This window comes from Spirosoma aerophilum, assembly GCF_054782495.1.
On sequence record NZ_BAAGSJ010000013.1, the window covers coordinates 620,828 to 635,668 of the forward strand.

12 protein-coding genes are annotated in these 14,841 nt (G+C 47.1%); 5 read left to right on the forward strand and 7 right to left on the reverse strand.

The window, feature by feature from the left end:
• Positions 1-139 precede the first annotated feature (139 nt).
• From ACYVK4_RS14105 to mltG, 7 genes are all read right to left on the reverse strand, one after another.
• Positions 140-667: a hypothetical protein gene (locus tag ACYVK4_RS14105; RefSeq protein WP_461128160.1), complete on the reverse strand. Its 528-nt coding sequence runs from the start codon at positions 665-667 to the stop codon at positions 140-142.
• A gap of 643 nt (positions 668-1,310) precedes the next feature.
• Complete coding sequence (locus ACYVK4_RS14110) at positions 1,311-2,351, reverse strand: hypothetical protein (RefSeq protein WP_461128161.1); 1,041 nt, start codon at positions 2,349-2,351, stop codon at positions 1,311-1,313.
• Between the two features lie 102 nt (positions 2,352-2,453).
• Positions 2,454-3,074: an L-threonylcarbamoyladenylate synthase gene (locus tag ACYVK4_RS14115; protein WP_461128162.1), complete on the reverse strand. Its 621-nt coding sequence runs from the start codon at positions 3,072-3,074 to the stop codon at positions 2,454-2,456.
• A 90-nt stretch (positions 3,075-3,164) separates the two neighbouring features.
• Complete coding sequence (locus ACYVK4_RS14120) at positions 3,165-4,160, reverse strand: glycosyltransferase family 2 protein (protein WP_461128163.1); 996 nt, start codon at positions 4,158-4,160, stop codon at positions 3,165-3,167.
• A gap of 301 nt (positions 4,161-4,461) precedes the next feature.
• On the reverse strand, positions 4,462-5,418 hold the full coding sequence (locus ACYVK4_RS14125; RefSeq protein ID WP_461128164.1) for a YihY/virulence factor BrkB family protein: 957 nt from the start codon (positions 5,416-5,418) through the stop codon (positions 4,462-4,464).
• Positions 5,419-5,532: 114 nt separating this feature from the next.
• Positions 5,533-5,946 (reverse strand): acyl-CoA thioesterase, encoded by a 414-nt coding sequence (locus tag ACYVK4_RS14130; RefSeq protein ID WP_461128165.1) that lies wholly within the window; start codon positions 5,944-5,946, stop codon positions 5,533-5,535.
• A 135-nt stretch (positions 5,947-6,081) separates the two neighbouring features.
• A complete protein-coding gene (gene mltG, locus ACYVK4_RS14135) occupies positions 6,082-7,119 on the reverse strand; it encodes an endolytic transglycosylase MltG (protein ID WP_461128166.1) in 1,038 nt (345 codons plus the stop codon).
• 136 nt (positions 7,120-7,255) lie between these two features.
• Between mltG and ACYVK4_RS14140 the strand changes: the two genes are divergently transcribed.
• The 5 genes from ACYVK4_RS14140 (at position 7,256) to ACYVK4_RS14160 (ending at position 14,797) form a co-directional block, all read left to right on the forward strand.
• Positions 7,256-7,753, forward strand: a complete 498-nt coding sequence (locus ACYVK4_RS14140) for a YybH family protein (RefSeq protein ID WP_461128167.1) — start codon at positions 7,256-7,258, stop codon at positions 7,751-7,753.
• A 104-nt stretch (positions 7,754-7,857) separates the two neighbouring features.
• A complete protein-coding gene (locus ACYVK4_RS14145) occupies positions 7,858-9,096 on the forward strand; it encodes an MFS transporter (RefSeq protein WP_461128168.1) in 1,239 nt (412 codons plus the stop codon).
• Positions 9,096-9,512 (forward strand): hypothetical protein, encoded by a 417-nt coding sequence (locus ACYVK4_RS14150; protein WP_461128169.1) that lies wholly within the window; start codon positions 9,096-9,098, stop codon positions 9,510-9,512. Before ACYVK4_RS14145 ends, ACYVK4_RS14150 begins: the two co-directional genes overlap by 1 nt.
• Positions 9,513-9,839: 327 nt before the next feature.
• On the forward strand, positions 9,840-12,317 hold the full coding sequence (locus ACYVK4_RS14155; RefSeq protein ID WP_461128170.1) for a S9 family peptidase: 2,478 nt from the start codon (positions 9,840-9,842) through the stop codon (positions 12,315-12,317).
• Positions 12,318-12,529: 212 nt separating this feature from the next.
• Positions 12,530-14,797 carry a S9 family peptidase gene (locus ACYVK4_RS14160; protein ID WP_461128171.1) on the forward strand — a complete coding sequence of 756 codons (2,268 nt, stop codon included), beginning with the start codon at positions 12,530-12,532 and terminating at the stop codon, positions 14,795-14,797.
• The last annotated feature ends 44 nt before the right edge of the window (positions 14,798-14,841 follow it).

Consider the following 14,841-nt stretch of genomic DNA (forward strand, 5'->3'; position numbering starts at 1 on the left):
AGCCTGTTTTGGAATGTGGGCGTGCCCACATTCCAAAACAGGCTTTTGATTACTGGGAAAGCGGTTCGATTACGTTGAAGTGATGACAAATACCGAATGCCTTCGTATGGCCCGTTCATGAGAAGACCGTAGACGAACGCTACTTCACCTTTATAATCTCCCCGAAATAGTTCATCGTTACCAGGTAATCCAAAGTTTGTCGGCTGGTTGGATCGATCAGGTGCATGGTGAAGGTGATAAATTTCAAGCTGTTAAAGGTAGGCTTGTAGGTAGCCGATTGCAGAACGGCTTTCTCAATGTCTTTGTCGCTTTTGACAAAATAAAGCAGATCGTCTTTTAATAGCGTACGCTTAAAAACCTGACCACCTGCCTTTTTGGTTGCCATTACGGTAATCGAATTGTTAAAGTAACAACCGTTGTCAAGTACTGTTGAACTGGTATCCTGCTCGATGGTAATCGATACCTTAATTGGTTTGGCTGATTCCTGATACACGTCGGCTTTGCCTAATTTGGCGCCCGTATCAACTGTCTGACAATCCTTAGGTTGGGGAGTCTTAGCTGCTGTTGTGTCGGGTTGACGTTGAGTGCTTTGATCTTTTGCTTTTTCGGATTGGCCGCACGCAACCAGTAGACAGGTAGTCAGAATCAATATCAATGTGCTTTTCATTGGGTAAATTTCGCATTTATCCGGTATTGACAAACATTTATTAGTGCGTCCTTTTTATCACTATTGACGAATTTGGAATAAGTGCAGAATGCGTTTAATTTACGCATCACTAATTTTTATTTACTAAGAATTAAAAAGAAGGGTTAACTGACAATACCAATAGCCGGTTTTTTTGAAATAAAAATGATTTAATTGTAAAATATGTATGATTATTTGACTTTATTGAATAATATTACCAAATAATTGTACTTGCATGAAACGATTGCGTTCGGTCTCGCTCGATCCTATCAATACGATAGCCTGGTCAGGTATCCTTCTAATTTCTTCTTTTTTTGCCTACGGACTTTTCAAAATCCTGTTCTAAGCAATTAAACCAACGCCTGTTACGGGTACAATACGCTCGCTAGTCCAATAGCTATTCGAGTGATAGTTGTTTCGGTTATACTTCGGGCACTCATCTCTGGATTAACATTATTCCGTGAAAGCTGTAATGTTTGTCAGGATGTCTTAATGACATTTTCTTGAATTTAAAAAGCATTTCTGTTGCCGATGACTGTTGTTTCTAAATGGAATTAACCACTATAAAATAAAAACGGGAGATGCTCTACAGCGTCTCCCGTTTTTGTTTCCGGTTTTCCTGAAGTTACTGGTACTGAATATACATCGGTTTTGGCGTCAGGGCTAAAACCTCAGCAGGGGTCATAATTCGTGAGCCTGGTTTCCGGAAGTCGTTTTCGTAGAAGAGCTTGAAGCCCGTATACTGAACCGGTTCTTTTTGAATGTAATCGTGGTATGAATCCTTTTTAAGTACCGGCGGTCCCCAGCCATCCATATCCATTACGATCTGGACATTCGGGTCGAGTTTGATATTTTTATAGTTCTTGATCATTCCCTGCGTAAAGCGGTGAACGACTAACACTTTAGGGGGCAGGTTATTTTCCTTAACAATACGACTCAGAAATTGAACGGCCTGGTTGATATCAGCCGCGTCGTAACTACCAATTTTTGTTCCTGGTTTCGCCCCGGTTACCATCGAAAATTCGGGGTCTATACCCAGGTGAACAAACGGCAACTTGAGGTATTTTTCCATATAGGCCATTTCCGGACCCAGGGGCGCATGTCCCCGCTGAATATCCAGAAATACAACAGATTTGTGTTCATTGCCCCACTTCAGGACTTTCTTTATGGTTTTATCGGACATACGCATCCGATAACCACCATCTTTGCCGGGCGCTCCCTGGGCGGATGTGGCCACTAAATGAAGAGCGGGTTGAATAGGCGTTGATGGGTCAGCTTTTTGCCAGTTCTTGATCTCGTCATCCATCCGGCGAAGCATTTCTTCTTTTGGATATTTACCTAACGCGCCCATTTTCTTGGAGTGCGGATTGCCATAATAGGCGAAGATCCGGTACTTCGGCAGAAGCGCCCCAGTAGGTGCATACGTAAGCGAATCCAGGGTAGAGTCACCCGTTGAAACTCCGCGCGATGGGGTAGCCGTAGAGGGCGGTGTTGCTGATGTATCGGATGAGTCAGCATCAGTAGTCGCTTTCGACGGACTTTTCGCTGATGCTTCAAGAGCAATGTTACCCGTTTTGGACGATTCTTCCTGCTTCGATTGAGTGGAGGAGCAGCCAGTGAGGTGGCAAAGAGCCAGCACAGTAAGTGCGGCTAAATAAGGACGCATATGGACTTGGTTGAGTAACGAAATGATCGCGAAAAAAGGGTTACATCCCGTTTGTGAGGAATGATAACCCTGAGTGCAAGTATAAGACCATATCGTTACTTTTCAAAGCATTAGTTCGCCCAGGCCCTGACGTATGATCGAAAAATCGTCGTCAGTAGCGTCCACTATGGTCGATGCCACGTTTCCGCCATACCCCCCATCAATAACAATATCTACCTGATTCTGAAACTTCTCGAATATCAGTTCGGGATCGGTTGAATACTCGATAATTTCGTCCTCATCCCGAATGGAGGTTGTTATGATTGGGTTGCCCAGCAGGTGTACCAGTTGACGGGGAATATCGTTATCCGGAATACGGATACCGACCGTTTTTTTGTTAGAATTAAGAATTTTAGGGACGTTGCCGGTCGCTTGAAGTATAAAGGTGAAAGGCCCCGGCAATACACTTTTCATAAGTTTAAAGGCCTGGTTACTAACCCGAGCATAATCGGCAATGTGGCTGAGGTCGTAGCATATAAATGAAAAATCATTCTTAGCCGGTTTAATGCCTTTGATTCGGGCTATCCGCTCAACCGCCCGGGTATTATGAATGTCGCAACCCATGCCATAGATTGTATCCGTTGGGTAGATGATGACAGCGCCATCGCGCAGGGCCTTTACGACGTGCTCAATCCGTCGGGGATCGGGGTTTTTAGGGTAAAGTTTAATGAATTCGGCCGACATGGTAATGGATTAACGATTTCTGGTTTACCATCAGCAACCAGCTTCAATTGAGTAGCTGATAATACTCCTAATCCTATAACTATAAACGGGCTAAACCAGTTTCGGCCAACCACTGGCCCGATAAAACTTAATATACTGGCGGTAGAGCTTATTGACCGGGACTTGAAGGCGGCACAAGCCTAAAATAAAGCTACTGGTAAATCCTGGCTGTTCGATTTGCCGTAAAAGCTCTCCAAACTGCAGAGCCAGGTCAAACTGTTCAGCATAAAATGATTTACGAATAAAAGTGCGAAGTCGCCCGGCTAATGCCTTAAACTCGTCGGGCGTGTGGCATCGATCAAAGGCTTTATTGCAAACTGTGAGGGTAGAGTCCAGCAGTTTGTTCTCCGGCATGACGACTTGGGCTGAGAGTGAACTGGCGACTTGTCGTTTATGTGTCAGAACTTTATCCAGGTAGGCGTAGTGGTAGAGCCGCGCCGAACGAACCCAAAAATCAAAGTCCTCATAAGCAAGTGTTTCATCGTAACCACCCAATTCGTTCAACACGTCCCGGCGCATCATCATGGTGGGGGTACAAATGAAGTAGGATTCTAAAATGGGTTGAAACACATTGCCGGTTGGAACGGGAGTCAGAGCGTGGCCCTGCTCATCAGTTGGATAGTGTACAGAGAGTATTGTACCAGCGTTATCAATATAAGCCGCATTTGAAAACACGACCGCATAGGGGCCGGCCAGCTCCTCAAAATACGCTACCTGATCGGCAATTCGTCCGGGAAGCAGGACATCGTCGGCAGAAAGATCAATGATGTATCGACCCTGGGCAAGGGCCAGTCCCTGGTTAAAGGCACGGTTCAGCCCAACATTAGTTTGGTTCAGGATCAACTGAACGGCCGGATGTCGCTCCTTAAATGCCGTAAGACGCGTTGCCGAATCATCCGTACTGCCATTATCAATGACGATCAGCTCGACATTCGGGTAATCCTGGTCAACAACCGACTGAAGCGCTTCATCGACGTATTCTTTCTGATTATAATTCGTGCAGATGACGCTTACCCAGGGCTTGATCTGATTAAGAAAAGGGCTCATGGGAAGCGGATTGGACTGTCCGGTGACAGAAACCATAAAAAAATAAAATTGGCCTTTATTATAACTAAACTTTCAACCGGATTGTCCGGTTTATGCTATTGGTTAAAATAAAACCTATTTGTTACCGGATGATGCTATATTCTTATCAAGTGGTAAAAAGAGAGCGTTTCTGAAGAGCGAGTTATGAGATTGGCCCGCTTTTTGCAAATTCTCGAGAGAACACATTTTGGGGTGGTTAACTTTATTACCACGTCCGAAATTGTGCCTTTACATTTATGGGTTAGGTTTTGCAAACGTCATCTCAAATCTCCGGGGTGGCGTTTGTTGTTTTAGCCTCAACGCTTGGATTCGCGTCCCCCTCCAGGTTATACAACGCTACATTCATCTCAAAACCAAGTATGAGCAGTAGCGATATAAGGTTGATCCATATCATCAGTGCAATCAGTGTGCCAATTGATCCATAAACTTTATTGTAAGAACCAAAATTGGATACGTAATACGAAAAGCCAAGGGTGGTTAGGACAATAAGTAACGATGCGGTTACGGAACCGGGAGTAATGAACACCCATTTCATTTTTACATCCGGTCCATACCGGTAAATGATCGATACGGCGCCGACAAAAACGGCAAACACCACAATATAGCGTCCCAAAGCGAGCAGGTTAATGAAAAGGGCATTATTGAGCAGGCCAAACCGAAGCAGAAAGTCACTGATTATACCCCCAATAATTAAAACAACTACCGCCAGAATGAGGGCAAACGCCAGGGTGAAGGTTAAGCCAACGGCAACCAGCCTGACTTTAAAAAAGCCACGCCTTTCATCGAATTGATAAGAGGAGTTGAATGCCTGCATCAAAGCTACCAGCCCGCTGGTGGCCGAATACAGAGCCAACAAGAAACCAAAGGAAAGGACACTGCTTCGCGGCCGGTTGATGATGTCGCGAATGGTAGTGTCCACTGCACTAAACGTATTACCCGGCAACACGCGCTGAAAAAATCCCATGATCTGATCTTCCAGATTGGGGATGAAAGAGACGTAGGGTATTAGGGTAAAGAAAAAAATGATTGTCGGAAAAACGGCCAGAATCAGACTATAGGCAACGGAAGCTGCTCGCTCACTGGTGTTGTTATCCGTGATTTGGGCCAGCATTTTCGATAAGAAGTCGTACCAGCTTATGCGTGAGTTAAAGGGCTGGTGTTCCTTTAACCAAATACGTGTACGCTTTACGACTTGAACATTTGATAGCTTGTCAAACATAGCGGGCATCGTTAGCCATTAGTAGTTTCCGAAGAACAAGTACCCTTGGTTGTCCAGAGCTGTTTTTGAGAACTGCCTGATATGTTTTCCATCAACGGCCAATCACATTTTAACCTACTGGTCAAAGAAAGGTTTAGTCGCTTCAATTAAATCTGCCGGGGCAGAGCAGGGGCGACCTGTTTCGGTACGAACAAAGACGAGGGTAGTTTGTCCGGTATTGAGTAGTTGACCGTGTTGATTGTAAATTTCATAATCGAACATCAACCGGGTCTTAGGAATTTGTGGAATGGTAACCCGGAGAGTCAGCAGATCATCATATTTTGCCGGACGGATGAAACGGGAAGTCAGGTCATAAACGGGCATCGAAATTCCCGTTTCTTCGATTTCTTTATAACTCAGGCCCAGGTTGCGCAAGGCTTCGACCCGGCCGATTTCATAAAAACGGGCGTAGTTTCCATAATACACGATCCCCATCTGATCGGTATCATAATAGCGAACCCGAATATTCGTAACGTCGTAGGAGTACATGGTAGTGGGTGGGATTTTTTGTTGATAAGCGGCTTCGCCTAAGTCGGTAAGTTAGTAAGCGGTTTACGGAAGAGATTATTCGCATCAGCTACTTACTAACTTACCGACTTAGGCGAAGCCGCTCACCACCTGGTATTACTTCATAATCTTCATTTTTGTCAGCGCCTGCTGGTATAGGCGGGCGTTGGCGAGGTGTTCGGACAACGTTTTTGAGAATGTATGGTAGCCGTTGAAACGGGCGTCGACGACAAAGTAGAGGTAGTCGTGCTGTTCGGCGTTCAGAACGGCATCGATGGTGGCGGGTGCCGGTAAGTTAATTGGTCCCGGTGGCAATCCAGTGTATCGGTAGGTATTGTACGGCGAGTCAACCGTTAGCTGTTTATTGAGCAGCCGCCGGATGCCAAAATCACGAAGGGCAAAAATTACCGTTGGATCAGCTTCGAGTTTGATGCCCTGTTTCAGTCGGTTGAGGTATACACCGGCCACCCGGGGCTGTTCGTCGCGCTTGTTGGTTTCTGCCGCAACGATAGAGGCCAGCACTTGCGTCTGGGTTTGAGTCAGGCCCAATGCCTTGGCTTTGGCCTGACGTTCGGGCGTCCAGAATTTCTTGTATTCGGTCCCCATCCGTTCCAGAAAAGCTTCGGGCTTTATGGTCCAGAAGAACTCGTAGGTGTTGGGTAGGAACAGGCAAACGATCGTTGTTGTGTCGAAACCGAACTTCTGGCAGGTTGCCGGATCGTTCAGGAGTTTTCCCAGCGCGTCGGAGCCAAACTCGAACTTACTGCCGAGCCGTTGAATGAGGTCACTTTTTTGCCGCATGCTGTTAAACGTAACCGGCATCGGGTCCTGGCTTCCGTTGCGCAGTTTAACCAGAGCCTCGCGATTGCCCATTTTTGGCTTTATCTCGTATCGGCCTTCTTTTACCCGCTCCGTGTACTTCATCATCTTGGCCAGGAACCGGAAGGAGGTTTCATCATTAACTACTTTATGCGTCTTGAGTGTGTCCATTACTGACTCAAACGTAGACCCCTTTGGAATGAGCAGGGCAAAGGTCTTGTCTTCGTCCTGAACCTGAAGGTTTGGACTCTTAAACACCTGCCAGAAATAAAACGTGAAGGTCGTGAGCAGGATGGAAACGGTGAGAAACAGGGCAATTTTTAAATTTTGAGACATAAACAGTTAACGAATGAGGACGGATGAATAATAAATGTGGTGGCATGAATTGAAAAATAATTCATCATCAATTGGGCATCATTCATGATTCATTCTGCAAATTTACGCCAAAACTGTACGAATAACCCTACCGAACATGAAGTACGTATTGTCTCTTTTTTGTGTTATCGCGACTTTGTCGTCCTGCCGCACGCGGGTAGAAAGCCCCCGATCCATGAATCCAGCCGCAGCAACCCGTCAGAAGGCTATCGATGAAATTCGGGAAGCTGACCAGAATTTCAGTATTATGTCTGAAAAACAGGGAATGGCGAAAGCGTTTACAACCTATGCCTCCGATGATGTCATTAAATTAAACGATGGTGCCGCGCCAACGGTGGGGTTCGATTCCCTCCGGGCGCAAATGAGTCGCCTTCCCGCCAATGGCCCAGTGTTAACCTGGCAGGTACTCAAGGCCGATGCCGCCCAGTCTGGCGAACTGGGTTATACTTTCGGTCAATGGATGTTAACCAAAAGGAGTGAAGCGGGTAACCGATCGGCTACCTATGGGGTATACATGACCGTTTGGAAACGCCAGCGCAACGGGCAGTGGCGGTTTGTGCTCGACGGGGGAAATTCTACACCTGAACCAAAATAGATGGTAGAGACCTACAAGATGGCAAAACCTTATGGGTCTCTGAAAAATGAGTCGTAAATTTGAGCGAACCAAATCCAGTTATTTTGGACGTTCGCTCAATGTTTATGCGCCGGTCTTCAAACGGCCCTTCACTGTACACCCTCTCGTTCTGGTTACTTTGTGTCAGTAACTTTTTGTTTTCTGCCAGTTTTCAGATGATGATTCCTGAACTGCCAGCTTACCTTACCGAACTGGGTGGCCGGGAGTACATCGGATTCATTATTGCCCTGTTTACCCTTACCGCGGGATTCTCGCGGCCTTTTAGCGGTAAAATTACCGACACCGTTGGCCGGGTTCCGGTAATGGCCTTCGGGTCAATCGTCTGTTTCGTTTGTGGTTTTCTGTACCCTTATCTGCTGACCGTTGGAGGCTTTCTGACACTTCGGCTCATACACGGTTTCTCAACGGGTACCAAACCTACAGCGACCTCCGCTTATGTGGCCGATATTGTTCCCTCTACCCGACGGGGTGAGGCTATGGGTACTTTGGGGCTATTTACGGCCATGGGCATGTCGCTTGGGCCTGCCATTGGGAGCTGGCTCGCGCATAGCTTTTCGATGAATGTGATGTTCTGGACATCTTCGGCCTTTGCGCTGCTCTCGATTGGTATTTTGCTGCAAATGCCTGAAACGCTTGTTCACACACAACCCTTTCGATTTAGCTTGCTTCGGCTCAAAAAAGAAGAGATTTTCGATAAACAAGCCCTGCCGCCCTTTATCGTCCTATTGTTACAATCCTTCTCGTCGGGCGTGGTGCTCACCGTCATTGCTGAGTTAAGTACACCCCTCGGGATTACCAATAAAGGATTATTTTTTACGGTTTATACCGTGGCTTCGCTGGTGGTTAGACTGGTGTTCAGCCGCACATCGGACCGTTATGGACGAATCCCCGTATTGTTTGTCTCAACCATTGTACTGGCGATTTCAATGGGTATGCTGATTCTAACGGATTCCCAAACCTGGTTTTGGCTTTCGGCCATATGTTACGGGATGTCCTGGGGGATGAATTCGCCAACGGTAACGGCCTGGACGGCCGATCTAAGCGACGAAAAAACGCGGGGTCGGGCTATGGCTACCATGTATATAGCGCTGGAAGCCGGTATTGGTCTTGGGGCCTTAGCTGCGGGCTGGCTTCATAATCATTTTGCCGGAGAAACCGGTATCGATGCTTCGTTTGCCATTTCGGGTGTGCTGGCGCTCATGGCCGTTGGCTATCTGGCATGGTTCTGGCAGAAATCCCGGCAACTTCGTCATCATGACATGGATGAGTCCGACGAAGTTGCGCTACTGGACGGAGAACCCTGATGGATACGATAGAGCCAAAAATCTACCCCCTGGTGGCTGCTCTTACGGCAACAGGACTGGTCCGCACCTTTTCGAGTTGCGAAGGCCATTTTATGCCCGAAGAACAGACATTGGTCGATCGCAATCAGGCCGAAGTCAGGTTTGTTCCCGCCGATGGAGTTGAACTGGGAGCTATTGAAAACATGCTGGCGTATTGTCTGACCCGCTTCAAAGCCCGCCATGGATTGCTTCCGGTGAAAGTAACGGCCTTTAAACTTTACACACCGATTGAGGACGATGTTGTGGAAGAAACCTTCGTTCTCGAATTGAAGCCCTTCAATCGCTTCGACTCACCGGATCGGAAACGCGCTGACACTGACCGGGCAATTGAGCAACTGGTTCGACTGATTGAGAGCTTGATGGGTAGCCACCTCTAACTTGCCGATGCCATGCTTTCCTCTAAAATTGGCACATGAATGAAACGGATTGAACGGAATCTGGCGTCAACAACTACCGATAACGACTCTACCTATCAAAATTCATTCTGTGCTAACTGTGTTTATATAGGAAATAATTTTTGTAAGAGTACTTGACAAAACGTAAATAAATCCTGATTAGTAGCCTGTAAATACGGCTTAACGGTTACGATTTGAGGGTATTCAACAAAAACTCAGTGATTACTTTATTATCTCGCTGAAAAACTGGTAATTACCAATTGAACTGTTTTTCAAGTGTACTTCACCGTAACTTATTTGTCAACAAACATGAGACGAATTCTGGTGCTACTTTTTATTAGTACGGCACAACTGTGTTTTGGGCAGTCGACACCCAGGGCAAATTACGCCTTAGCTGCTCGATACGCTCCCAAAAAATTGGATAAAATGGTGTTTAGCACCCTTGTTGAACCTCATTGGCTCAAAAAATCCGATCGGTTCTGGTACGTATATGAAACACCGGCAGGCAAGAAATGGTATTTGGTCGATCCGGCCAAAGGTGAGAAAAAAGCCCTGTTCGATAATGCTAAACTGGCCGCCGAAATTTCAAAAGTGGTGAAAGATCCGTTCGATGCGCTCCATACCGGAATTGATAGTGTACAGTTCGTAAAGGACGAAAACTGGATTCAGTTCGAGGTGAAGAGCAGTATCGACGTTGTTAAAAAAGACACCACGGCTAAAAAAGATGCGCCACCGGCCAAAGAGAAGAAGATGTTTTACTTCCAGTACAACCTTCTGACCGAACAGCTCATCGCGCTGCCGAATCACAAAAAAATTAAGAAAGCGCCCCGCTGGGCGTCGATCTCGCCTGATAGTAACTACGTTGTTTTTGGTCGGAATTTCAATCTCTACTGGATGAATAAGGCCAACTACTTGAAAGCGATCGCCAATGAAAAAGACAGCACCATTGTCGAAACAAAATTGACGACGGATGGGGTTGAGAACAATGGGTATACCAATTCACAGGGAGAGACGAACATTGACCGGGAGAAGAATAAAAACAATCGGAAACCAGTGAATATTTTCTGGTCGCCCGACTCCAGGAAGTTCTCAATGGTTCGGGTTGACAATCGGAAGGTAAAGGACCTGTGGGTAATCAACAGCGTTGCGGAACCCCGCCCTACGCTGGAAACGTATAAATACCAGATGCCCGGTGAAAAAGAGGCACCGCAGCATCAGTTACTGCTGTTCGACATAGTGGCAAAAAACCAAACCAAAATTCCGCTGGATCTGAGCCGGGATCAGTCTGTTGCCATTTGGAATGCCCCCGATTTGGCCAGTGCCAAAGACGATCGCTACCAGCCCGAGGTATGGCATGGCACCCCGGACAAGTTTTACTTCACCAAAACCAGTCGTGACCTGAAGCGCATTGTAGTTATGGTTGCCAATGTAAAGAGCGGCACAGCCAGCCCGTTGGTAGAGGAAAGTATGAACACCTATGTTGATGTAACCCGGATAGGTCTGGTCGATGATGGGAAGGAGTTTGTCCAGTGGAGCGAGCGGGATGGCTGGGGTCATTTTTACCTATATGACGAAGCGGGCAAACTGAAGCAGCAAATCACTTCCGGCTCGTTTCACTGCGAAGACATTATTGGGATTGACTCCAAAAAGCGAATCCTCTATTTTACGGCCAACGGCCGCGAACCGAATGAAGATCCCTATTACTCCCACCTTTACAGTGTTAAGCTAGACGGAACACTCCTCAAAATGCTCAATCCGGGCGATTATGACCATGCCGTGGTTATGAATGATAATCAACGGTTCTTTGTCAATAACTTTTCCCGGGTCAATACTGTCCCTAAATCAGGGCTGTATGGTTCCGACGGACGGAAGATCATGGACCTGGAAACCACTGATCTGAGTTCACTGTTCGCCACCGGATATAGGTTTCCAACGCCGTTCAAATTCAAAGCAGATGATGGTATTACGGACCTGTATGGAGTCATGTACAAACCATTCGATTTTGATTCAACCCGTAAATATCCGCTCATCCAGTATGTGTATCCGGGACCGCAAACGGAAGCCGTAAATAAGGCCTGGGGTAAGGGCATGGATCGGATTGACCGGTTGGCCCAACTGGGCTTTATCGTAATCACCATTGGCAACCGGGGTGGGAGTCCGCGCCGGAGCAAGTGGTACCATAACTACGGCTATGGCAACTTAAGAGATTACGGCCTGGCCGATAAGAAAGCTGCCGTTGAGCAGTTAAGTGACCGGCACCCATTTATTGATGCGAACCGGGTGGGTATACATGGCCATTCGGGTGGTGGATTTATGAGTACAGCCGCTATGCTGGTCTATCCCGAGATTTTCAAAGTGGCCGTATCATCGGCGGGTAATCATGACAACGCCGTATATAACCGATGGTGGAGTGAGAAGCACCACGGGGTTAAGGAGGCCATTTCCGAGAAAGGCGACACGTCGTTTGTGTACACCATTGAAAAAAATCCGGAGTTAGTGAAGAACCTGAAAGGCCACTTATTGCTATTGCACGGCGAGATCGATAACAATGTACACCCGGCTAATACTATACGGATGGTGAATGCCTTAATCAAAGCCAACAAGCGCTTCGACATGATCATCCTGCCCACACAGCGGCATGGCTTTGGCCCAATGACCGAATATTTCTTCTGGAAGATGGCCGATTATTTTTCCATGTACCTACTGGGTGACACATCAGAAAGGGGCGTGGATATTAAAGAGCTTAATCAGGAAATTGAACAGGGAAACAGAACAGCGAGGCAATAGAAGCGAACGAAATGGACCGTAATTTAGCTATGGTCTCATAGCTGTGTACGCGTAAAAACCGCTGTATGGATGCTTTCTACTATCAAAGCATCCATACAGCGGTTATCGCTCATACTTCGGTTTTTGATTGAATAATGCCTGGTTAATGGCTTACTAGTTAATTATTTACGTGAACTGTGCTCAACGACTACTTAAATAGAAACGGAATGTTTATGAAACAGTTGTTTACCAGTCTGTTGGTCTTCGTTAGCCTACCCGCAATTCTACAGGCACAGGGTCGACTCGACGATTTTAGGCGGGCCGAAAAGCTGAAGACCCAATTACGCTCAACCGTATATAACGCCCCTGCCACAATAAGTTGTTCGGCGGATGGACGGATGGCCTGGTATATGATTCGTACTCCGCGAGGAAAGGAGTTTATAGCAGTTGATGTACGGCGGAAAAGCCGACAACCGGCTTTCGACCATGAGCAACTGGCCCAAAAATTAGCATCGGCAACGAATAAGAAGGTACTTCCGTATGAGTTGCCTTTCTCAACGTATACCTATAACACCAGGAGTCAGGAAATTGAGTTTAACGTTGAAAACGCCACCTGGATCTATGGACTTGAGACAAATTCCCTTCGGCTGAAAGAAACCGCTAAAGAGCAACGCTATTGGGGTGAGATCGGCACCGACCAGTCCGATAAGCCCGTCCAATCGCCGGATAGCAGCTGGACGGCCTATGTTAAAAATAACAATCTTTTTATCCGGTCGGTCAAAACAAAGCAGGAGACCCAGCTAAGCTTCGATGGGTCGGCAGGTGATTTTTACTCTGGGTATGTCCAATGGTCGCCCGACTCTAAAAAGCTGGTAGCCAACAAGGTTCGCCCTGGTCAGAAGCGAACCATGTATTTTGTTCGATCGTCTCCAGAAGATCAATTACAACCTAAACTCGAAAGCCGCGATTACCTGAAACCGGGCGACACCCTGTCTGTTGCTCAACCGCAGTTATTTTTAATTGCCGAACGAAAACAGATTTCGGTGAATAATCAGCTCTTTCCTAACCCATATCGACTCACGCGGGCTGAGTGGCGAAAAGATAGCCATGCCTTCACGATAGAGTACAACCAGCGTGGCCATCAGGTATATCGGGTACTGGAGGTGAATGGAACAACCGGCAATGTACGGACACTTGTCGATGAACAGTGTAAAACGTTCTTCACGTATAGCCCCATTTCGAACTCTGGAAAAAAGTTTCGTTTCGACATTGCGGATGGTAAGGAGATCATCTGGATGTCGGAGCGTGATGGATGGAATCACCTGTACCTCTATGATGGCGCGACGGGCCGGGTCAACAATCAGATTACGAAAGGGGAGTGGGTTGTGCGGGATGTACTTCAGGTTGACGAAAAGAAACGCACCATCCTCTTTGCGGCCAGTGGCATGACACCGGGCCAGGATCCGTACTTTGTGCATTATTACCGAATCAACTTTGACGGAAGTGGGCTCGTGTCCCTAACCCCCGAAGCTGCCAATCACACGGCCTATATCTCGCCGGATAAACATTGGCTGATTGATTCATACTCGCGCGTCGACCAACCTCCCGTAACGGTTTTACGTTCGACGGAGGATGGTGCGGTGCAGATGAACATGGAAAAAGCCGACATTTCTGAATGGGAAAAAGCAGGATGGCACGCGCCGGAATCCTTCACCGCAAAAGGTCGGGATGGCCAAACGGACATTTGGGGGATAATTATTCGCCCATCGACGTTCGACCCGGCCAAAAAATACCCGGTTATCGAGAATATCTATGCAGGACCGCACAGCTCTTTCGTGCCTAAGTCGTTTATGACGAACAACACCTCCATGTTTGAGTTGGCCGAACTGGGCTTTATTGTGGTGCAGATAGATGGCATGGGGACTTCTAACCGTTCCAAAGCCTTTCACGATGTATGCTGGCAAAACCTGAAAGATGCCGGCTTTCCCGATCGTATTGCCTGGATGAAGGCAGCAGCGAAGCAGTATCCATCGATGGACCTGGTGCATGTTGGTATTTACGGAACCTCGGCCGGGGGGCAAAGCGCTACGGGCGGGTTACTATTTTACCCGGAATTTTACAAGGTCGGGGTTTCATCTTGTGGTTGTCACGACAATCGAATGGATAAAATCTGGTGGAACGAACAGTGGATGGGTTACCCCATTGGGCCCCAATATGCCGACTGTTCCAATGTGACCCATGCGGATAAATTACAGGGTAAGTTGCTTCTGATGGTAGGTGAAGTAGACGACAATGTGGACCCGGCATCGACGCTTCAACTGGTGAATGCGCTGATCAAAGAAAATAAGGATTTTGATTTTCTGATGGTGCCGAACATGGCCCATTCCAGCGGGGGCGAGTATGGTGAACGCAAACGACGGAATTTCTTCGTACGTCATCTGCTGGGGGTTGAACCACCAGCTTTTCCATTAAAACAGACAGTTAGTAAGGAGGTAAAATGAGGTGACGCTCACCTGAGTTAACGACAAATTAATTTGTGTGAATA